The following is an 18,877-nucleotide window of genomic DNA, read 5'->3' as shown; positions in this document are numbered from 1 at the left end:
CTTCGCGCCCCACCGCCGCTCTGGCATAACGGCCGACGGCCCGTTCACGTGGCCGAAACGTTCCCCACCTACCGTTACGACTCCGCGCCGGGAGCCGCCATGCTCATTTACGACCGTCGACGTTGCCGACCCGTTCCGGGCCTCGAGGTGCGCCGTCGCCTCGCTCTCGCGCAACGCGCCAAGTTGAGCTGGCTGGAGTACCTGGGTTGGCGCCTGTTGTTCGTGCGCGGCGAGCCTGCCTGCGTGTTCGTGGCGCATGACCACAAGGGCTACGCGATGATCAGCCGCGAGGGCCGCGTGGTCGCGGTGCGCAGCCTGACGGTGCGCCCCGAGGACCGCGGCGATCCGGCCTATCGCGTCGTGCCGTCGGCCGAGGCCGACGAGGTCCGGGCCGCCTGAGTTGCGGCGGCGCGCATGACGGCGCCCGCGATCCGTCGCGTCGAACCCGCTGAAGCCGCGCGGCTCGCCGGCTTCCTGCGTCGCCTGTTCGTCGAGGCCTACGCCGACTGCAGCACGCCTGCGAACGTCGACACCTATCTCGACCACGCCTTCGGCGCGACGCAACAGCACGCCGAACTCGTCGACCCCGCGCATCGCACCTGGGTGGTCGACGACGGCGATGGCTGGCTCGGCGTGCTGCAGGTGCGCCTGCCGTCGACTGCACCGTCCGCCGTCGACCTGTCGCGGCCGGCGCAGTTGCACCGCATTTACCTGACGACGCATGCGATCGGCGGCGGCCTCGGAAAGCGCCTGCTCGACACCGCGATCGACACCACGCGAGAGCACGGCGCCGACGGCCTGTGGCTCAGCGTCTGGCAGGAAGCGCCCGCACCGATCGCGTTCTATCAGCGTGCCGGCTTCCGCATCGTCGGCACGGCGACCTTCCCGGTCGGCGACGATCCGCTGGTCGACTGGATCATGCAGCGGCGCAGCGACGCCGCCTGACACAGCAGGCCCGGCCATGCCGGGTGCGCGCACGGCCCGCTTCGATCCCCGGATTCCGCGCTTCGTCGCATCGCGCTCGACGGCCCGCGGGGCGTCACTATCCTCGCGGCATCGCCTGATCGGACCGCGCCCCGTGTTCAAGAGCCTCTTCTTCGTTGTCCGCATCGCCATCGCCTGGGCGCTGGTCGTCGGCCTGGCCGCAGGCCTGTACTCCAGCATCCCGCTGATCGGCCAATGGGAGTTCCCGGCGGTCGCCGCCGGCATGACGACGATGGCCTTCGTCGTCGCCGGTGCGTTCTCGCACCTTCGACGCGTGCGCCTGATCGCCGGCCACGTCGATCGCGGTGCGCTCGGCAACCGCCATCGTCGTCAGGTCGAAATTCCGTTCGAGGCCGGCCAGGCGTTCGACCTGCTCGACGCCGCGATCCGCGAACTGCCCGGCATCGAAACCGTGCTGAGCGCGCGCGACAGCCTGCAGATCCGTGCGCAGGTGCGACGCCCCGATACGTACAGCCGCAGCGCGCTGGGCCGATGGAATCCACTCTCGGGCTTCGGCACGCAGCACAACCAGATCCTCGCAACGGTCACGCCCACGCACGACACCGGCAGCGTCACCTTTGTCTGCGAACCGCAGATCGGTGCATGGAGCGACTGGTTCCTCGTCGACGACGGCACCAACCTCGAGAACGCTGAAGCGATCATCCGTGCGATTTCCCGGCGTGTTGCCGAGGTGCGCCGCGGCGAGCAGATGGCCGCTGCGCGCACCGCGACTGAGAAGGAACTCACCGTCGCCAAGCTCAACCTGCTGCATGCGCAGGTCGAGCCGCACTTCCTCTACAACACGCTGGCCAGCGCACAGCTTCTGACGCGCAGCGATCCGGCGCGCGCCGAAGAGATGCTCGGTCATCTCATCCAGTACCTGCGCCACTCGCTGCCACGTGCGGAAGACACGCCGTCGACGCTCGGCGCCGAACTCGAACGCGCCCTCGCCTACCTCGAGATCATGAAAGTGCGCATGGGCAGCCGTCTCGACGTGCAGGTCGATGTGCCGGAATCGCTGCGCGCCACCAAGCTGCCCGCGATGATGCTGCAGACGCTGATCGAGAACGCGATCAAGCACGGCCTCGAGCCGCGCACCGGCGGCGGCACGGTCTGGATCCGCGCGCGTCGCAGCGACGGCCACGTGGCGATCACCGTCGCCGACGACGGCGAAGGCCTGGGCGGCAAGACCAACGGCACCGGCATCGGCCTGAAGAACGTGCGCGAACGGTTGAAGCTGGCATACGACGGCGATGCGTCCCTTGCAGTCGTCGCGAACTTCCCGGCCGGCGTCGCCGCGACGCTGACGGTCCCGGCCGAGCGCGAGGCCGTGCGTCATGGCTGATACCTCGCCCACCTGCATCGTCGCCGAAGACGAAACGCTGCTTCGCGACGCGATCGTCTCGCAGCTGCGGAGCGCGTGGCCGGCGCTGCAGATCGTCGCGGAATGCGAAGACGGCGCGAGTGCGTTGGAAGCCATCGCCGAGCACAAGCCCGACGTCGCGTTCCTCGACATTCGCATGCCGGGGCTCACGGGCCTGGAAGTCGCCGCCGCATCGGCGGAGGCCAGCCCGCAGACGCAGATCGTCTTCGTCACCGCGTACGACCAGCACGCGATCGCCGCGTTCGAACGCGGCGCGATCGACTACCTGCTCAAGCCCGTCAGCGCCGAACGTCTCGACGCCACCGTGCAGCGCCTGCAGGCGCGCATGGGCGAAAGCCGCGACGAAGCGCTGGCCGCGCTGCTCGCACGCCTCGGCCCCGTGCTTCCGCGCGAAGCCGGTGCGGTCGAACCGCTGACGTGGCTGACCGCGAGCGCCGGCCGCGAAACGCGGCTGATCCTCGTCGACGAAGTCGCCTACTTCCACGCCGACCACAAGTACACAACGGTGGTCACCGCGGATGGCGAAGCGTTGCTGCGCACGTCGTTGCGCGAACTGCTCGCGCGCCTCGACGCGAACACGTTCAAGCAGATCCACCGCTCCACCGTCGTGAACATGAAGGCCGTCGCCGGCATCACCCGCGACGACACCGGCCGCGGCACGCTGCGTCTGCGCGGCCGCCCGGAAACGCTCACGGTCAGCGCGCCCTTCATGGCGCTGTTCCGTCCGACCTGACTCACTGGAGATGTCGCCATGGACAAGCTCTTCGCCCTGTTCGCGTTCCTCGCTTCGCTGATCGGCTGCGATGGCGGCCGCGACACCGTGGTGCACCGCATCGCGGGCGCCGGCAGCGACGTGCTCTTCAGCCGTGCCACCGTGCAGGACGGCGTGGCGCGTTTCGACTGCGTGCGCAGCGCGAGCGGTAGCTGCCATTACCTGGTGCTTCCGCGCGGCTGCACGACCGGTCAACCGTGTGCATCGAAGGCGAACCGCTACGACGTCGCCGCCGGCGATTCGCGCCAGGTCACGGGACTGCACGCGTTCCGTCTCTGCGTCAGCACGACGACGAACGATGCGTCGTGCAGCGCGAGCGATTCGCTGGGCGACTGATCCGGCAATCGCACCATTGGAAACGAAACGAGCCCCGCAATTGCGGGGCTCGTCGGTTCAGGCGTTCGCGCTTGGCTTAGATGCCGAGGATGCGCGAGATGATGCCGGTCGCCGCCTGCACCAGATAGACCTCGTTCGACGCCGGGTACGGGCGCACCCAGACCATGCCCTGCGGCGGCGGCGCGAGGTGATACACGGTGTAGTTCGTCACGTAGTAGCGCGGCACCAGGTAGGTATTCGGCAGACGCTCGCCGCGCGCCCACTTCTTGTACTGGCCCAGATGGCGACCGTTGTCGTGGCGGACGACCGGGCCGTACGGGTTCGGCTCACCGATGCGGATGCCCTGGACGCCAACGGGGCGATCGTGCTCGTGGTGGCCCTTGCCATGACCCTTGCCGTGGCCATGATCGCCGGCGATCGCGGTGCCGGACAGGGCGAGCGTACTGATGAGGATGAGCGGGAGCATGCGCATCGTGGGTTCTCCTCGTAGGTGTGCGTGCAAGCTAGCGACAGACGGCTGAACGTTTCATGCAAATTCTTCGACATCAGGGGTAGCGGCTCAGCATCGTGACGCGCGCGTGGAGACGCAGGGTCGCTTGAACATCGCGACGACATGCCGGTCGCGAGGCGCTTACACAGCGATTGCGACGTTCCAAGCCCGACACGATGGAGACTCACCATGACCGCACGCAACGACGACGCCCGACGCGGCGAAGCCAGCGGAAGCCGCGAGCCGTACAGCGGGCCCAGCGACGGCCGCACCACCGACAACCGCCTGAACGAGATCGATGCGCGCGACGGCGGCGAATCACTCGACGACCACCAGCGCGATCGCGCGAGCCGCGGCGTTGCAGACGGTTACAACGATTCCGTCGGCCGGCGCAAAGGCGAAGACGATCGCGATCGCCTCGGCGTCTCACGCGGCGATTGACCGCGTGAGCGCCTCGCGCGGCGTCACTCGGCGCCGCGCACCACCTGCCCGTTCTTCATCACGAACACCGGGCGTTCCGTCGCGCGGATGTCGGTGAGCACATTGCCCGGCACCGCAACGACGTCGGCGTACTTGCCGGCTTCCAGCGTGCCCACCTCCTTGTCGACGCCCAGCAGCTTGGCCGCGCCGATGCTGCTGGTCATGAGCGCCGCGGCGGGCGCCATGCCGACATCGACGTAATCGCCGAACTCGCGGCCATTGAGGCCATGCGGGAACACCGCGGCGTCGGTGCCGAGCGCGATCGGCGTGCCGATGCGGATCGCGTTGCGCAGCATCTGCTCGTGCGAGGTGTAGGCCGCATGCGCCTTGCCCGCGATCTTCGGCGGATAGCCCGCGAGCTTGGACTCCGTCCACAGCAGCGTGGTGCGCGTTGGCACCAGGTAGACGCCTTTCTGCTTCATCAGCTGCAGCGTCTCGGGCTTGAGGAAACTGCCGTGCTCGATCGAATCGACGCCCGCCTCGATCGCGAGCCGCGCGGCCGTATCGCCATGCGCATGCGCCGCGACCTTGCGGCCCCAGTTGTGCGCCTCGGAAATGATCGCCTTCAGCTCGTCCGGCGTGAGCTGCGGCACGTCGACCGGATCCGATTCGCTGAGCACGCCGCCGGATGCGCAGATCTTGATGACGTCGGCGCCGTACTTCATCTGCAGGCGCGTCGCCTCGCGGCACTGCTCGGCGCCGTTGCAGACGCCTTCCATCGGCGTCGACGGCACCACGCGCGTCACTGGATACGGCGCGCTGTCGCAGTGGCCACCGGTCGAACCGATGGCGTGGCCGGCGACGATCATCCGTGGGCCGGTCGCATACCCGCTGTTGATGGCGTTGCGCAGGGCGACGTCGATGAAGTCGCCGGCACCGAGAACGCGGATCGTGGTGAAGCCCGCATCCAGCGTGACCTTCGCATTGCGCTGCGCGTGAAAGGCCTGCTCGGCGGGGAACCGCATCATCCCGTTGTAGATGCCGGCCGCCCAGTCGTCGTCGTGGTCGTCGGCGATGTGTGTGTGCGCGTCGATGAAGCCCGGCAGCAGCGTCGCGTCGCCGAGGTCGATCACACGCGCGCCATCGGGCGCGGGCACGCTCGTCCCCGCCGCGACGATGCGCTCGCCCTGCACCAGCACCATCCCCGGCTCGACCATCCGGCCGCTGCGGCCGTCGAACAGGTGCGCGGCCTTCAGCACGACCGGGCGAGCCGCGATCGTTCCGGCGCCGGTCGGCACCTGCGCATGACCGCTGAACGTGGCGAACAGGCCAGAGGCGAGGAGTCCGGTGGAAAGGAGACCGGCGGTGAGCGGCGCGATGCGGAGCTTCATGCGGGAACCTGTCGGGCGGAAAGCCCGACTATAGGCAGAAGCGGCCGCGGCGTGCCTTAGCCGATGTCACTGATCGGCGCGCAGTGCAGTGCGTCGATGCCGTCGCGCAGGCCCTGCAGGAAGGCGGGCAGCACGTCGATGTCGTCGTCGGGCATGTCCTGCAGCGCACAGCCCGCGGTGCGTGCGTAGGCGACGCCGCGCGCGTGCTGGTCGGCCGCGAGGCGACGGCGCGTCGCCGCGTCGAGCGCGGACCACGGCGCGTCGTAGTAGCGATCGAAGCCGTGCCCGCGCCAGCCCGCGAGCCGGTAGAGACGCGAACGCACGATCGCGAGATCGGTCGCCTGCGCGACGGCGCGGTCGAGCGCGTCCGCCGGCCATGCGTTCGGCCGGTCCACGATCACGCGGATCTTGTGGCCGACGAAGATGCTGCGCCGCGCCGCGATGTCGCGCAGCGGCTGCAGGCGTGCGAGCTCGGTGTCGGTGCGGCCTTCGAAACCGGGCGACCCGAGTTCCGGAATGTCGATGGTCGCGTCGAGTGCGAACGCGGGCTCGAGACGTTTCGCCAGCGCGGGCAGGCGCGCATCGTGCGGCGCGAGCGTGACCAGCGCATGCAGGAGGAGCAGGCAGTCATCGGGACCGGTGCGCGTACAGCCGTCCGCATACAGCTGACCGCTGAGGCGATCGGCGAGGAAGGCGCGCAGATCGGCCACGCCCTTCGCATCGGGCCGCGTGTCCTCGAAGAACGCGCCCTCCGGCACGCAGCGTGCGAACGCGTCCCAGCCCATGTAGTTCTGGAACTGGAACGCGACCGGCTCGCGCAGTGCTTCGACCATCGGATCGCGCGTCGACCATGCGCTGCGCGGAAAGCACGCGAATACCGTCGACATCGCCTTCGCCTGTATCGACCACGTCGGATCGGGCGTATAGCCGATGCCGTCGGAACCGTTCGGCGGGTTCGCGGGATCGGCGCCGGCGCGTCGCGGCCAGACGCGCTCCCACAGCCGCGCGGCGTCCGACGGCCGCTGCCAGCCGAGCAGGTCCCATGTCGCCGCCTGATCGAGCAGCACGCCGCGCGGGCCGGTATCGATCTCGACGAACGCGGGCATGTGCAGCAGCGCGAGCAGGCGTTCGCGGTCGAGCGTGCGCCAGGTCGGCGGCAGCGGCTTCACGAACGTGCGGGCGTTCGAGTCGACGGCGTCGGCCTCGGCGACGATAGCCGCGACGTCGGCGGGCGTGAGCGCGTCGGGCATCGACGGGCTGTCCGCGTTGAAGCGGGCGGGCGTGGCCGCGAGCGCGGCGCCTGCGAGCAGCGTGAAAAGCCCCGCGCAGAGCGCAGTGGTACGGATGGGCGTCATGCGTCGGCCCTCCCCGGCCTTCGTGTCGGTGCAGTATCGCGCGGCCGCCGACTAACGGCCCCCTGACCTGGGGCACATCCCGGGTTCATGCGCGATCACTAGGATGCGCGCCATGCGTCGCCTCGCCGCCACTGCCGCTCTCGCCTGCCTGCTGCTCGCGCCGCAGGTGCAGGCGCGCACGGTGTATCGCTGCGTGCGCGCGGGCACGGTGAGCCTGGCGACCGCGCCCGAGCCGGGCTCGAAGTGCGAAGCCAAGACGATCGCCGACGACGCCGTGAAGGTGCCGAACCTCTGGGGCGCGCTTGGCGTGGTGAAGGGCAACCTCTACGAACGCCAGCAGGACGGCAAGACCGTCTACAGCACGCGCAAGCTGCCCGGGTCGACGAAGGTGCTGTCGTTCACCGTCGAAACGCCGCCGGGCGAACCCGCGCACACGGGCCTCGGCCAGGTCGGCAAGCCGCAGATCGACCGCTTCGCCGAGCAGTTCAAGGCGGCGTCGAAGAAGACGGGTGTGGACGACGCTTATTTGCGGGCGATCGCGCATGCCGAAAGTGGTTTCAACGCGGTCGCGGTGTCGCCGAAGGGCGCGGTCGGGGTGATGCAGCTGATGCCGGAGACCGCGCGCGAGTTCGGCGCGGATCCGACGTCGCCGGACCAGTCGATCGATGCCGCGGCGCGCATGATCCGCCAGCTCGCCACGCGCTATCGCGGCGACCTGCGCCTCGTGGCCGCGGCGTACAACGCGGGCGCGGGTGTCGTCGCGCGCTATGGCGGCGTGCCGCCGTATCGCGAAACGCAGCAGTACCTTGCGAAGGTGGAAGCGCTGTACACGCGCTATCGCGCCGCGCTCGGCAAGACGCCGAAGACGCTCGACGGCAACGAGATCCTGCGCGCGGCGGAATGACGTCACGCCGCGCCGGCATACTCACCGCGTGATCCCCGATCTCGACACCCTGCGCAGCGCGCTGTCCAACGTGCCGATCGGCGCGTGGTGTGCGGTCGGCGTCGTACTCGTGCTGCAACGCTTCGCGCGACGACTGGGCCTGTGGCTCTATGCCGCGTTCGCCGTGCCCGGCACGCTCGCGCACGAGCTCTCGCATTACGTCGTCGCGCTGTTGCTCGCAGCGCGTCCGCAACTGCCGCGCCTGTGGCCCGAACGCACCGCGACGGGCTGGCGACTCGGTTCCGTCGCCTTCCGCGCGCCGTGGTGGCGTGCCGGGCCGATCGCGCTCGCACCGCTGTTGCTGTTGCCGGGCGCGCTGGCTTGGATCGTCGTGTTCCTCGCCGATGCGCGCGGCGTGATGATCGCGCTGCATGCATGGATCGCCGGCACGTTGCTCGGTGCGGCGATGCCGTCCCGGGCGGATCTGCGCATTGCGGCGCCGACGCTCGTGCTGGTCGCCTTCGTAGCGGTCGCCGCCCTCGCGCTGCACGTCGCCCGCTGAGCCTGCCGCGCGCTTCACGGCGCGTGTCGACAATGGCCCGATGCCGTCGCCGATCGAACCCCGTCGCACGTCGATGCCGTTCCGCGAACGCGTCGACGCCCTGCGCAACCTGCGTCCCTTCCTCCGGCAGATCTGGGCGACGAGCCGCAGCCTGACGCTCGCGAGCCTGCTGCTGCGGCTCACGCAGGCGCTCACGCCGGTGGCGCTGCTCTACATCGGCAAACTGATCATCGACGAGGCGATCCATCTCGTCGCCGTCGGTGGCGGCCACGCCGACCTGCGTTCGCTGTGGGCGAGCGGCGCGCTGGACCACCTGGCGCTGCTGGTCGTCAGCGAATTCGCGCTCGCGGTGGTCTCCGACCTCATGGCGCGCGCGGCGAGTTACGTCGACGGCCTGCTGTCCGAGCTCTTCACCAACGCCACCAGCATCCGCCTGATGGAACACGCGGCGACGCTGGATCTGGAGGACTTCGAAGACCCCGACCTGCAGGACCGCCTCGATCGCGCGCGTCGCCAGACGATGGGCCGCATGAACCTGCTCTCGCAGCTCTTCGGGCAGGCGCAGGACGCGATCACGGTGATCAGCTTCGCGATCGGCCTGCTCGCGTACGCGCCGTGGCTGATGGTGCTGCTCGCGATCGCGCTCATCCCCGCGTTCGTCGGCGAATCGCACTTCAACGCGCTCGGCTATTCGCTCAATTTCCAGTGGACGCCCGAACGTCGTCAGCTCGAATACCTGCGCCAGACCGGCGCGAGCGTCGACACGGCGAAAGAGATCAAGATCTTCGGGCTGCACCGCTTCCTGATCGATCGCTTCCGCGTGCTCGCGGACAAGTTCTACGGTGCGAATCGCGCGCTGGCGCGACGTCGCGCGATCTGGGGCACGGTGCTCGCCGCGCTGGGCACGCTCGGCTACTACGTCGCGTATGCGTACATCGTCTGGCGCACGGTGAAGGGCGATTTCACCATCGGCGATCTCACCTTCCTCGCCGGCAGTTTCCGTCGCCTGCGCCAGTTGCTCGAAGGGCTGCTGATCGGCTTCTCGCAGGTGGCAGGTCAGGCGCTCTATCTCGACGACCTGTTCTCGTTCTTCGAGATCGAGCCGGAAATCACTTCGAAACCCGACGCACTGCCCGTGCCGCGCCCGATCGAACGCGGTTTCGTGTTCGACAATGTCGGCTTCCGTTACCCGGATGCCGAGCGCTGGGCGTTGCGCGGGCTCGAATTCGAACTGCGGGCCGGGGAAGTGCTCGCGCTGGTCGGCGAGAACGGCGCCGGCAAGACCACGCTGGTGAAACTGCTCGCGCGCCTCTACGACCCCGACGAAGGCCGCATCCTGCTGGACGGCCGCGATCTTCGCGACTACGACCTCGACGACCTGCGCAGCAACGTCGGCGTGATCTTCCAGGACTTCGTGCGCTATCACCTGACGGCGCGCGAGAACATCGGCGTCGGCCGCCTCGAAGCGATGGGCGACGAGCAGCGCATCCGAGAAGCCGCGCGGCGTGGCCTGGCCGACGAGGTGATCGAAGCGCTGCCGCAGCAGTACGACCAGATGATCGGCCGACGCTTCAACACGGGCGTCGACCTGTCGGGCGGCCAGTGGCAGAAGATCGCGATCGCGCGCGCCTACATGCGCGATGCGCAGGTCATGATTCTGGACGAGCCGACTGCAGCGCTCGACGCTCGCGCCGAGTACGAAGTCTTCCAGCGGTTCAAGGAACTGAGCGAAGGACGCACCGCGGTCTTGATCTCCCACCGCTTCAGCAGCGTGCGCATGGCCGACCGCATCCTCGTGCTCGGCGGCGGCAAGGTCGAAGCCTCGGGCACGCACGACGAGTTGATGGCGCAGCGCGGCCGCTATGCCGAGCTGTTCGAACTGCAGGCGGCGGGGTATCGCTGACGCGTCAGCGCGTCAGTCCGCGGTGCGCGCCTTCCGTTGCGGTGGCGTGGTGTCGACCTCGGGCGTGCGCGCGCGGATGAGGCGTTCGAATGCGGCAGCGACCGCGACGAATTCGCGCGCGGTATCGGCGGTGATCTTCGGATCGCGCGCATGCGCGGCCGCGTTGCGCAGACGTCGAAGTTCCGACAGCACGCCCGCCTGACTCGGGCTCAGCAGCCCGGACGTGATCAACGCATCCGCGAGCCGCGACGGCTGCTGGAGTTCCTGGCGCGTCACAGCGGCGCCCTTGCGCTTGAGTGCGACGGCGGCGGCACCCTCCAGCTCGATCCACGCTTCCAGGATCGCGGCGCGCGGGGAGATGTCGGCCAGCTGGAGGCGATGCGCCTCGCCGTCCAATGGCGGCGCGTTCGCGGCTTCGGCCTGCACCCGCGCCTCGCGCGCTTCGTGTGCGAGTTCATGCACCCGCTTGCCGAAGCGAAAACGGAAGTCCTTCCACTCCAGGCTTTCGAGATCCGGAAGCCGCGCGACCAGCTGTCGCCGCACGAGCAGGAACACCACGATCAGCGCGATCGGCCACGCCAGTGCCTTCGTCATCGACGCGATGAATTCGAGCCAGTCCATGCGGCCTCCCTGCGATTGCGCCGAGCCTAACCGTGCGGCGTGGCGGCGTCGACGCCGGGTGATGCATCCATCCGCGCAGTCGCCCCGTAAGGGTGGAGGTGCCCGACGAGGCACGCCACCTCAGTCCAGGAGCGTCCCAATGAATTACCGCATCCTCACGCTTGCCCTGATCGCCGCAATGCCGCTCGCCGCGTGCAGCCGCCCGGCCGCCGAGTCCACGCCGGCCCCGGACGCCACGACCGCGAGCACGACGGCTCCGGCCGACGCCATGCCCGCACCGGCCGCTGCGCCCGCCGAAACCGCGGCCGACGCGATGCCGATGCAGAACCCGATGGTCGGCGGCGCGCCGATGTATGCCGAAAAGGACATCGTCGACAACGCGGTCAACTCGAAGGATCACACCACGCTGGTCGCCGCGGTGAAGGCTGCAGGTCTCGTCGACACGCTCAAGGGCGCTGGTCCGTTCACGGTATTCGCGCCGACGAACGCCGCATTCGACAAGCTGCCGAAGGGCACCGTCGACACGCTGCTCAAGCCCGATAAGAAGGCCGACCTGACCAAGGTGCTGACCTACCACGTGGTGCCCGGCAAGGTGGACGCCGCCGCGCTTCGGCAACAGATCGCCGCAGGCAACGGCACCGCGTCGCTCAAGACTGTCCAGGGCGAAACGCTGACCGCCAAGGACGACGGCGCCGGCGGCATCGTGCTCACCGACGCCAAGGGCGGCCAGTCGCACGTCACCATCGCCGATGTCATGCAGAAGAACGGCGTGATCCACGTCGTCGACACCGTGCTGATGCCGTAACACGCGCTCCGCCGCCGGTTCCCCTCGTCGCCGGCGGTCCCGCGGGGACGGAGCATGTGCTTCGTCCCCGCTCCTCGCATGCGGTTGCGATGCGACCCACGCACACCTAACGCCCAGGTGCGACACTTCCCACCGGCCGTCAGGAGAACGACTGCATGGGACTCGTCCACCGCATCACGCCCTGCCTCTGGTTCGCGGACGCCGCGGAGGACGCGGCGACGGCGTACTGCGACATCTTCCCGAACTCGCGCATCACGCGCGTGCTGCGCTACGACGCCGCGTCGGCGCGCGCGGCGAATCGTCCGAAAGGCAGCGTGCTCACCGTCGAATTCGAACTCGACGACCAGAGCTTCACCGCGCTCAACGGCGGGCCGCTGTTCCGCTTCAACGAATCGATCTCGTTCGTCGTGCGCTGCGACACGCAGGCGGAGATCGATCACTACTGGGATGCCCTGACGCGCGGCGGCGACCCGATGGCGCAGCAGTGCGGCTGGCTCAAGGACCGCTTCGGCGTGTCGTGGCAGGTCGTGCCGGCGTCGCTGCCGGACTGGCTGAGCGATGCCGACCCGGCACGCGCCGCGCGTGTCATGCGCGCCATGCTCGCGATGCGCAAGCTCGATGTGGCCCCGCTGCAGGCGGCGTACGACGGCGAGGATTGAGCCGGCTGGCGGGCTCGACCGTGGCGTCCCATCGCGACGGCGCCCCGTTCCATTCCGGTTTCCGAAGGGCGCGCGCGTCTGCGGGATAATGGCGGTCTGCCGGCCCGACCGGCCCGTCCTCTGATCCGACTGCCATGCGGCGACGTCTCGATGCGTCCACCGCCGGCGTCCTCCACGGATTCCGCGCCCGATGAACACCGCCCACCGCAAGCCCCTTCCCGGCACGCCGCTGCACTGGTTCGACGCCCGCGAGGCGGTCGATGCACTGAAGCCCGGCGCTTGGGCGACCCTGCCCTACACCTCGCGCGTGCACGCCGAAAACATCGTCCGCCGCGCGGATCCGTCGATGATCGGCGCCTACCTCGAGCAGCTGATCGAACGCCGTCGCGACCTCGACTTCCCGTGGTTCCCCGCGCGCGTCGTCTGCCACGACATCCTCGGCCAGACCGCACTGGTCGACCTCGCCGGCCTGCGCGACGCGATCGCGGAGCGCGGCGGCGATCCCGCGATGATCAATCCGGTGGTGCCGACGCAGCTGATCGTCGACCACTCGCTCGCCGTCGAATGCGGCGGTTTCGATCCCGATGCGTTCGCGAAGAACCGCGCGATCGAAGAGCGCCGCAACGAAGACCGCTTCCACTTTATCGAGTGGACGAAGCACGCGTTCCGCAACGTCGACGTGATCCCGCCGGGCAACGGGATCATGCATCAGATCAATCTGGAGAAGATGTCGCCGGTGATCTACGTCAAGGACGGCGTGGCGTTTCCGGATACCTGCGTGGGCACCGACTCGCATACGCCGCATGTCGATGCGCTGGGCGTGATCGCGGTCGGCGTCGGCGGCCTGGAGGCCGAGAGCGTGATGCTCGGCCGCGCGTCGTGGATGCGCCTGCCGGAGATCGTCGGCGTCGAACTGACCGGTCGTCCGCACGAAGGCATCACCGCGACCGACATCGTGCTCGCGCTCACGGAATTTCTGCGCCAGGCGAAGGTCGTCGGCGCCTACCTCGAATTCCGCGGTGAGGGCGCGCGTGCGCTGACGCTCGGCGACCGCGCGACCATCTCCAACATGGCGCCCGAATACGGCGCGACCGCGGCGATGTTCTTCATCGACGACAACACGCTTGACTACCTGCGCCTGACCGGTCGCGAGGAACAGCAGGTGTCGCTGGTCGAAACCTATGCGAAGACCGCGGGCCTGTGGGCCGACGATCTCGCCGACGCGCAGTACGAGCGCACGCTTACGTTCGACCTCTCGACCGTGACGCGCAACATGGCCGGCCCGTCGAACCCGCACAAGCGTTTGCCGACGAGCGACCTCGCCGAGCGCGGCATCGCGCAGAACCTCGACGCCGCGCGCGCGCAGGAAGCGGCCGGCCTGATGCCCGACGGCGCGGTCATCATCGCCGCGATCACCAGCTGCACGAACACGTCGAACCCGCGCAACGTCATCGCCGCCGGCCTGCTCGCGAAGAAGGCGAACGAGCTGGGTCTCGTGCGCAAGCCGTGGGTGAAGTCGTCGCTCGCGCCGGGCTCCAAGGCGGTCGAGCTGTACCTGCAGGAATCCAGCCTGCTTCCGCATCTCGAGCAGCTCGGCTTCGGCATCGTTGGTTTCGCCTGCACCACCTGCAACGGCATGAGCGGCGCGCTGGATCCCAAGATCCAGCAGGAAATCATCGAGCGCGATCTGTACGCCGTCGCCGTGCTGAGCGGCAACCGCAACTTCGACGGCCGCATCCATCCGTATGCGAAGCAGGCCTTCCTCGCCTCGCCGCCGCTGGTGGTGGCGTACGCACTCGCGGGCACCATCCGCTTCGACATCGAGAAGGACGTGCTCGGCACCGACGCCAACGGCCGCGCCGTCACGTTGAAGGATCTGTGGCCGAGTGATGCGGAGATCGATGCGATCGTCCGCGAGCACGTGAAGCCGGAGCAGTTCCGTCGCGTCTACGGCCCGATGTTCGCGGTGCGCGCCGACAACACCGGCCCCGTCAAGCCGCTCTACGACTGGCGTCCGATGTCGACCTACATCCGCCGCCCGTCGTACTGGGAAGGCGCGCTGGCCGGCGAGCGCACGCTGCACGGCATGCGCCCGCTCGCGGTGCTCGGCGACAACATCACCACCGACCATCTCTCGCCGTCGAACGCGATCCTGCTCGACTCCGCGGCGGGCGAATACCTCGCGAAGATGGGCGTGCCGGAAGAGGACTTCAATTCCTACGCCACGCATCGCGGTGACCACCTCACCGCGCAGCGCGCGACGTTCGCGAATCCCAAGCTGCTCAACGAGATGGTGGTCGACGAGAACGGCAACGTGCGCCAGGGCTCGCTCGCGCGCATCGAGCCGGAGGGCACGGTCACGCGCATGTGGGAAGCGATCGAGACCTACATGGAGCGCCGCCAGCCGCTGATCATCATCGCGGGTGCGGACTACGGACAGGGTTCGTCGCGCGACTGGGCTGCGAAGGGCGTGCGCCTTGCGGGCGTCGAAGCGATCGTCGCCGAGGGCTTCGAACGTATCCATCGCACGAACCTCATCGGCATGGGCGTCCTGCCGCTGGAGTTCGAGGCCGGCACGAATCGCAACACGCTGGGCATCGATGGCACGGAGACGTTCGACGTCGTCGGCGAGCGCACCCCGCGCGCGACGCTGACGCTGGTCATCCATCGCAAGGACGGCAACATCATCGAAGTGCCGGTGACGTGCCGACTCGATACGGCGGAAGAGGTGTCGATTTACGAAGCCGGCGGCGTGCTGCAGCGATTTGCGAACGATTTCCTGGAGGGCGCGCAGAGCGCGGCGTGACGCGTGGTTGGACACGGGCCCGTGCTACGCGTCATGGCCTTTCCCGGCCCGGAGCAGCGTTCCGCGCTGCTCGGGTCGCTCGTGGCACGGCGACTGGATCGCGAACTCGGTCGGGCGTTGTTCGCCCCCCGCTTTTGGCACCAATGCCTATCACTCGGCATCGACGATACGCCGGATCACCGTGCACGCTTTCTGGCCGCTCTTCGGGATGTCGCCGCCGTAGAAGTACCGCTGACCTTCAGTCGCATTGTCGGCTCAGGCCAAGTCCCTAAGCTGCATTGGGCGTTTCGACGGCGCGGTAGCGCCGACGAATTCGCGGCGCTCGTGCGGACCATCGGCCGCGCCATGGCCAACCACGGCGTGTTTCAAGACGTAATGCCCACAGCGCATGTCACAGCCAGCTACCGAGCGCCCCGCGCGTTGCACTCGACGCCCATCGCGCCAATAGACTGGCTGATCGATGAGATCCACCTCGTCGCGACACATCACGAAACGTTCCGCTACGAGATTGTTGCCTCTTCACGTCTATCGCCACCGCAAGCGCGCTGGGCGACGCAACTCGCCCTGCCGTTCTGAATTCGTCCGCATGAGGAGCCTGCCATGACCGACACCACCGGCACCGTCCGCCTCCACCGCGTCCTGCGCGCGCCGCCGTCGAAGGTCTACCGCGCCTTCCTCGAGCCCGCCGCGATGTGCAAGTGGTTGCCGCCTTACGGCTTCGTCGCCAACGTCGAGCACATGGACGCGCGCGTCGGCGGCACGTTCCGCATGACGTTCACCAACTTCGGCACCGGCAAGGTGGAGGCCTTCGGCGGCGAATACCTCGAACTCGTACCCGACCAGCGCCTGCGCTACACCGACCGCTTCGACGACCCGAACCTGCCCGGCACGATCGAGGTGACCGTCGAGCTCAAGCCCGTGATGTGCGGCACCGACGTGTCGATCGTGCAGTCGGGCATCCCCGCAGCGATTCCGGTCGAGTTCTGCTACCTCGGCTGGCAGGAATCGCTCGAGCAGCTCGCGCGCCTCGTCGAGCCGAACATTCCCGACGCCTGATCCCGCTTTCGATTCCGATTCCACGAGACCGCTCATGACGCACGCGCCCCAGCTTCGTATTCCGGCCACCTACATGCGCGGTGGCACCAGCAAGGGCGTGTTCTTCAAGCTCGATGACCTGCCGCGCGCGGCGCGCGTGCCCGGTGCCGCGCGCGATGCCTTGCTGATGCGCGTGATCGGCTCGCCCGACCCGTATGGCAAGCACACCGATGGCATGGGCGGCGCGACGTCGAGCACTAGCAAGTGCGTGATCCTGTCCAAGTCGGAAGTCCCGGATCACGACGTCGACTATCTCTACGGGCAAGTATCGATCGATACAGCCTTCGTCGACTGGAGCGGGAACTGCGGCAACCTGTCGTCGGCGGTGGGCCCGTTCGCGATTGCGAACGGGCTCATCGATCCATCGCGCATGCCGGAGAACGGCCACTGCACCGTGCGCATCTGGCAGGCGAACATCGGCAAGACGATCATCGCGCATGTGCCGATCACGAACGGGCAGGTGCAGGAAACCGGCGACTTCGAGCTCGACGGCGTGACGTTTCCCGCCGCCGAGATTCCGCTCGAGTTCGTCGACCCGTCCGACGATGGCGATGCCGGTGCGATGTTCCCGACGGGAAACCTCGTCGACACGCTGCACGTTCCCGGCGTCGGCGAGTTCCAGGTGACGATGATCACCGCCGGCATCCCGACCATCTTCCTGCGCGCGGCGGACCTCGATTTCGACGGCACCGAACTGCAGCCGGCGATCAACGACAACCGGGCGCTACTCGACAAGCTCGAGCTGATCCGCGCGGCGGGCGCCGTGCACATGGGCCTGATCGCGAGCATGGACGAGGCGTCGAAGCGACAGCACACGCCAAAGGTCGCGTGGGTCGCACCGCCTAGGGATTACGTCGCGTCGAGCGGCAAGACGGTCCGCGCATCCGACATCGACGTGCTCGCGCGCGCGATGTCGATGGGCAAGTTGCATCACGCGATGATGGGCACGGCGTCCGTGGCGATCGCCACCGCCGCTGCGGTCCCGGGCACGCTGGTGAACGAAGCAGCCGGTGGCGGCAAACGCGATGTCGTGCGCTTCGGGCATCCGTCGGGCACGTTGCGTGTCGGCGCGGATGTCGCACAGGTGGGCGGCGCATGGATCGTCACCAAGGCCGTGATGAGCCGAAGTGCGCGCGTGCTGATGGAAGGCACGGTTCGGGTGCCCGCGGATCCGTCATACGACAGTTGAACGCGTAATGCGTTCGCTAGTGGCGACGCCCGAGCCCGGCGAACTCGGCGTACGTCGCCGCGACGCGCTGGCGGATGGCGATCGGTGCGGATGACCGCACGCTCGCGGTCACGCGTGGCGCGCCGACGTCGACCCCATCATTCGCACGACGCCGGCGCTCACGACGAAGCTCGCGGTCGTAGCGCGCGCGGGTCGCCGGGTCCGACAGCACGCGCCAGGCCTCGTTGACGCATTGCATCTGACGAAGCGCGTCCGTGTCGCCATCGCAGCGATCCGGATGATGTCGCGCGGCGAGCACGCGATACGCCGCGCGAATCACGTCGATCGGCGCGTCGGTGGCGACTTTGAGCGTGGCGTAATGCGTGGGCACGACGGCGAAGCGGCGGTGGGGATGTCCAGTCTTATAGCGCCGTCGTGACGGCCGCTGCATTGTCCTCGGGGGCAGTGTGGCGACGGTTCAGCCCGGAGTGACTGGCTCTAGACGGTGACGGGTCCACGCTCGTGGGGACGCCCGTACGCGGAGACCGCCATGAATGCGCGTCGCATCCTTCTTCCAGCGTTGCTCGCCGCCGCCCTGCTGATCGCGGTCGGGCCCGCGCGCGGGCAGCCGTCGCCGCCGGTGGGCGCACCCCAGCCCGCGACCCACGTGGCGACGTCGCTCAGCAGCGCAGCCGTCGCAGCCGCGCCGTCGAAGCCGGTCGCGATCCAACGCACCACGGCCAAGGGCACGAACCGCATGGCCGTCACGTCGCCGCAGATCCGCGCGAGCTCGGCCATTCCCGCACGCCACACGGCCTACGGCGACAACGTTTCGCCTGCGCTCGCGTGGAGTGCCGTCGACGGCGCACGCAGCTACGTGCTTGTGCTCGAGGATCCCGACGCGCCGAGCGCCCAGCCGTTCGTGCACTGGGTCGCCTGGAACATTCCGGCGAACGTGCACGCACTGCCGGAAGGCCTGCCGACGCGCGCGTCGCCCACCGCCGTTCGCGGCATGGTCCAGGGCCGGAACGATCGGGACGGCACCGGCTACTTTGGCCCGCGTCCGCCCGCGGGCGACGCGCCGCACCGCTACCACTTCCAGCTCTTCGCACTCGACCGCATGCTGGATCTTCCGCTCGGCGCGACGCGCAACGATGTCGTCGCGGCGATGGCCGGCCATGTGCTGGCGGAAGGCGAACTGGTGGCGACGAGTCAGGCGCCGAAGACGCATTGACGTCGAGCC

Annotated in this window: 21 protein-coding genes; 16 read left to right on the top strand and 5 right to left on the bottom strand. The window is 68.7% G+C overall.

All coding sequences use genetic code 11. From position 1 onward, the window contains the following. Nucleotides 1-99 precede the first annotated feature (99 nt). The 5 genes from EVS83_RS02230 to EVS83_RS02210 all read left to right on the top strand — a co-directional run bounded on the left by EVS83_RS02230 (nucleotide 100) and on the right by EVS83_RS02210 (nucleotide 3,476). Nucleotides 100-399 carry a hypothetical protein gene (locus tag EVS83_RS02230; RefSeq protein WP_133499158.1) on the top strand — a complete coding sequence of 100 codons (300 nt, stop codon included), beginning with the start codon at nucleotides 100-102 and terminating at the stop codon, nucleotides 397-399. A gap of 15 nt (nucleotides 400-414) precedes the next feature. Then, the gene (locus EVS83_RS02225) at nucleotides 415-945 is read left to right on the top strand and encodes a GNAT family N-acetyltransferase (protein WP_133499156.1); all 531 of its coding nucleotides are present in this window, start codon (nucleotides 415-417) and stop codon (nucleotides 943-945) included. 133 nt (nucleotides 946-1,078) lie between these two features. After that, nucleotides 1,079-2,329, top strand: coding sequence for a histidine kinase (locus EVS83_RS02220; protein ID WP_208108667.1), 1,251 nt, complete (start codon nucleotides 1,079-1,081; stop codon nucleotides 2,327-2,329). Beyond that, on the top strand, nucleotides 2,322-3,101 hold the full coding sequence (locus EVS83_RS02215) for a LytR/AlgR family response regulator transcription factor (protein ID WP_133499151.1): 780 nt from the start codon (nucleotides 2,322-2,324) through the stop codon (nucleotides 3,099-3,101). Before EVS83_RS02220 ends, EVS83_RS02215 begins: the two co-directional genes overlap by 8 nt. Nucleotides 3,102-3,119: 18 nt before the next feature. After that, a complete protein-coding gene (locus EVS83_RS02210; protein WP_133499149.1) occupies nucleotides 3,120-3,476 on the top strand; it encodes a hypothetical protein in 357 nt (118 codons plus the stop codon). Between the two features lie 76 nt (nucleotides 3,477-3,552). Here EVS83_RS02210 and EVS83_RS02205 read toward each other — a convergent pair whose 3' ends face one another. Then, nucleotides 3,553-3,948: an RcnB family protein gene (locus EVS83_RS02205; RefSeq protein ID WP_133499147.1), complete on the bottom strand. Its 396-nt coding sequence runs from the start codon at nucleotides 3,946-3,948 to the stop codon at nucleotides 3,553-3,555. A 207-nt stretch (nucleotides 3,949-4,155) separates the two neighbouring features. On the opposite strand from EVS83_RS02205, the gene EVS83_RS02200 reads away from it, so the two are divergent. Next, complete coding sequence (locus tag EVS83_RS02200; protein ID WP_133499145.1) at nucleotides 4,156-4,407, top strand: hypothetical protein; 252 nt, start codon at nucleotides 4,156-4,158, stop codon at nucleotides 4,405-4,407. Between the two features lie 23 nt (nucleotides 4,408-4,430). On the opposite strand, the gene EVS83_RS02195 is transcribed toward EVS83_RS02200, so the two are convergent. Both EVS83_RS02195 and EVS83_RS02190 read right to left on the bottom strand, forming a co-directional pair. Beyond that, nucleotides 4,431-5,777 (bottom strand): metal-dependent hydrolase family protein, encoded by a 1,347-nt coding sequence (locus tag EVS83_RS02195; protein WP_133499143.1) that lies wholly within the window; start codon nucleotides 5,775-5,777, stop codon nucleotides 4,431-4,433. A gap of 56 nt (nucleotides 5,778-5,833) precedes the next feature. Continuing rightward, nucleotides 5,834-7,132 carry a hypothetical protein gene (locus tag EVS83_RS02190; RefSeq protein ID WP_133499141.1) on the bottom strand — a complete coding sequence of 433 codons (1,299 nt, stop codon included), beginning with the start codon at nucleotides 7,130-7,132 and terminating at the stop codon, nucleotides 5,834-5,836. 112 nt (nucleotides 7,133-7,244) lie between these two features. On the opposite strand from EVS83_RS02190, the gene EVS83_RS02185 reads away from it, so the two are divergent. The 3 genes from EVS83_RS02185 to EVS83_RS02175 are packed head-to-tail and all read left to right on the top strand — an operon-like array spanning nucleotide 7,245 to nucleotide 10,480. Continuing rightward, complete coding sequence (locus EVS83_RS02185) at nucleotides 7,245-8,036, top strand: lytic transglycosylase domain-containing protein (protein ID WP_133499139.1); 792 nt, start codon at nucleotides 7,245-7,247, stop codon at nucleotides 8,034-8,036. Nucleotides 8,037-8,064: 28 nt separating this feature from the next. After that, entirely contained in the window at nucleotides 8,065-8,577 is a 513-nt protein-coding gene (locus EVS83_RS02180) for a hypothetical protein (protein WP_133499137.1), read from the top strand. A 40-nt stretch (nucleotides 8,578-8,617) separates the two neighbouring features. Then, nucleotides 8,618-10,480: an ABC transporter ATP-binding protein gene (locus EVS83_RS02175; protein ID WP_133499135.1), complete on the top strand. Its 1,863-nt coding sequence runs from the start codon at nucleotides 8,618-8,620 to the stop codon at nucleotides 10,478-10,480. 12 nt (nucleotides 10,481-10,492) lie between these two features. Here the strand turns inward: EVS83_RS02175 and EVS83_RS02170 are convergent, their stop codons facing one another. Beyond that, nucleotides 10,493-11,101 carry a hypothetical protein gene (locus EVS83_RS02170; RefSeq protein ID WP_133499133.1) on the bottom strand — a complete coding sequence of 203 codons (609 nt, stop codon included), beginning with the start codon at nucleotides 11,099-11,101 and terminating at the stop codon, nucleotides 10,493-10,495. Nucleotides 11,102-11,369: 268 nt separating this feature from the next. Between EVS83_RS02170 and EVS83_RS02165 the strand changes: the two genes are divergently transcribed. From EVS83_RS02165 to prpF, 6 genes are all read left to right on the top strand, one after another. Continuing rightward, nucleotides 11,370-11,906 carry a fasciclin domain-containing protein gene (locus tag EVS83_RS02165; RefSeq protein WP_246022751.1) on the top strand — a complete coding sequence of 179 codons (537 nt, stop codon included), beginning with the start codon at nucleotides 11,370-11,372 and terminating at the stop codon, nucleotides 11,904-11,906. 155 nt (nucleotides 11,907-12,061) lie between these two features. Next, nucleotides 12,062-12,565, top strand: a complete 504-nt coding sequence (locus EVS83_RS02160; protein WP_133499131.1) for a VOC family protein — start codon at nucleotides 12,062-12,064, stop codon at nucleotides 12,563-12,565. Nucleotides 12,566-12,755: 190 nt separating this feature from the next. Beyond that, a complete protein-coding gene (gene acnD / locus EVS83_RS02155; protein ID WP_133499129.1) occupies nucleotides 12,756-15,371 on the top strand; it encodes a Fe/S-dependent 2-methylisocitrate dehydratase AcnD in 2,616 nt (871 codons plus the stop codon). Between the two features lie 33 nt (nucleotides 15,372-15,404). Continuing rightward, a complete protein-coding gene (locus tag EVS83_RS02150; protein ID WP_133499127.1) occupies nucleotides 15,405-15,947 on the top strand; it encodes a 2'-5' RNA ligase family protein in 543 nt (180 codons plus the stop codon). Between the two features lie 24 nt (nucleotides 15,948-15,971). Then, nucleotides 15,972-16,427, top strand: coding sequence for an SRPBCC family protein (locus tag EVS83_RS02145; RefSeq protein WP_133499125.1), 456 nt, complete (start codon nucleotides 15,972-15,974; stop codon nucleotides 16,425-16,427). A 34-nt stretch (nucleotides 16,428-16,461) separates the two neighbouring features. Beyond that, nucleotides 16,462-17,655 (top strand): 2-methylaconitate cis-trans isomerase PrpF, encoded by a 1,194-nt coding sequence (gene prpF / locus EVS83_RS02140; protein WP_133499123.1) that lies wholly within the window; start codon nucleotides 16,462-16,464, stop codon nucleotides 17,653-17,655. A 16-nt stretch (nucleotides 17,656-17,671) separates the two neighbouring features. Here the strand turns inward: prpF and EVS83_RS02135 are convergent, their stop codons facing one another. After that, entirely contained in the window at nucleotides 17,672-18,025 is a 354-nt protein-coding gene (locus EVS83_RS02135) for a J domain-containing protein (protein WP_166636762.1), read from the bottom strand. A 159-nt stretch (nucleotides 18,026-18,184) separates the two neighbouring features. Between EVS83_RS02135 and EVS83_RS02130 the strand changes: the two genes are divergently transcribed. Continuing rightward, the gene (locus EVS83_RS02130) at nucleotides 18,185-18,868 is read left to right on the top strand and encodes a YbhB/YbcL family Raf kinase inhibitor-like protein (protein WP_133499119.1); all 684 of its coding nucleotides are present in this window, start codon (nucleotides 18,185-18,187) and stop codon (nucleotides 18,866-18,868) included. Nucleotides 18,869-18,877 lie beyond the last annotated feature (9 nt).

Source organism: Cognatilysobacter terrigena, from assembly GCF_004361065.1.
Lineage (GTDB): Bacteria > Pseudomonadota > Gammaproteobacteria > Xanthomonadales > Xanthomonadaceae > Cognatilysobacter > Cognatilysobacter terrigena.
This window is presented reverse-complemented; position numbering and strand designations above follow the sequence as displayed.

What these genes read in the sequence shown, in the direction of transcription:
- EVS83_RS02165 (WP_246022751.1), top strand. Translation starts at nt 11,370, where the DNA reads ATGCCCGCACCGGCCGCTGCGCCCGCCGAAACCGCGGCCGACGCGATG.
- EVS83_RS02210 (WP_133499149.1), top strand. Translation starts at nt 3,120, where the DNA reads ATGGACAAGCTCTTCGCCCTGTTCGCGTTCCTCGCTTCGCTGATCGGC.
- prpF (WP_133499123.1), top strand. Translation starts at nt 16,462, where the DNA reads ATGACGCACGCGCCCCAGCTTCGTATTCCGGCCACCTACATGCGCGGT.
- EVS83_RS02195 (WP_133499143.1), bottom strand. Translation starts at nt 5,777, where the DNA reads ATGAAGCTCCGCATCGCGCCGCTCACCGCCGGTCTCCTTTCCACCGGA.
- EVS83_RS02175 (WP_133499135.1), top strand. Translation starts at nt 8,618, where the DNA reads ATGCCGTCGCCGATCGAACCCCGTCGCACGTCGATGCCGTTCCGCGAA.
- acnD (WP_133499129.1), top strand. Translation starts at nt 12,756, where the DNA reads ATGAACACCGCCCACCGCAAGCCCCTTCCCGGCACGCCGCTGCACTGG.
- EVS83_RS02150 (WP_133499127.1), top strand. Translation starts at nt 15,405, where the DNA reads ATGGCCTTTCCCGGCCCGGAGCAGCGTTCCGCGCTGCTCGGGTCGCTC.
- EVS83_RS02215 (WP_133499151.1), top strand. Translation starts at nt 2,322, where the DNA reads ATGGCTGATACCTCGCCCACCTGCATCGTCGCCGAAGACGAAACGCTG.
- EVS83_RS02205 (WP_133499147.1), bottom strand. Translation starts at nt 3,948, where the DNA reads ATGCGCATGCTCCCGCTCATCCTCATCAGTACGCTCGCCCTGTCCGGC.
- EVS83_RS02160 (WP_133499131.1), top strand. Translation starts at nt 12,062, where the DNA reads ATGGGACTCGTCCACCGCATCACGCCCTGCCTCTGGTTCGCGGACGCC.
- EVS83_RS02225 (WP_133499156.1), top strand. Translation starts at nt 415, where the DNA reads ATGACGGCGCCCGCGATCCGTCGCGTCGAACCCGCTGAAGCCGCGCGG.
- EVS83_RS02170 (WP_133499133.1), bottom strand. Translation starts at nt 11,101, where the DNA reads ATGGACTGGCTCGAATTCATCGCGTCGATGACGAAGGCACTGGCGTGG.
- EVS83_RS02200 (WP_133499145.1), top strand. Translation starts at nt 4,156, where the DNA reads ATGACCGCACGCAACGACGACGCCCGACGCGGCGAAGCCAGCGGAAGC.
- EVS83_RS02230 (WP_133499158.1), top strand. Translation starts at nt 100, where the DNA reads ATGCTCATTTACGACCGTCGACGTTGCCGACCCGTTCCGGGCCTCGAG.
- EVS83_RS02185 (WP_133499139.1), top strand. Translation starts at nt 7,245, where the DNA reads ATGCGTCGCCTCGCCGCCACTGCCGCTCTCGCCTGCCTGCTGCTCGCG.
- EVS83_RS02145 (WP_133499125.1), top strand. Translation starts at nt 15,972, where the DNA reads ATGACCGACACCACCGGCACCGTCCGCCTCCACCGCGTCCTGCGCGCG.
- EVS83_RS02190 (WP_133499141.1), bottom strand. Translation starts at nt 7,132, where the DNA reads ATGACGCCCATCCGTACCACTGCGCTCTGCGCGGGGCTTTTCACGCTG.
- EVS83_RS02130 (WP_133499119.1), top strand. Translation starts at nt 18,185, where the DNA reads ATGAATGCGCGTCGCATCCTTCTTCCAGCGTTGCTCGCCGCCGCCCTG.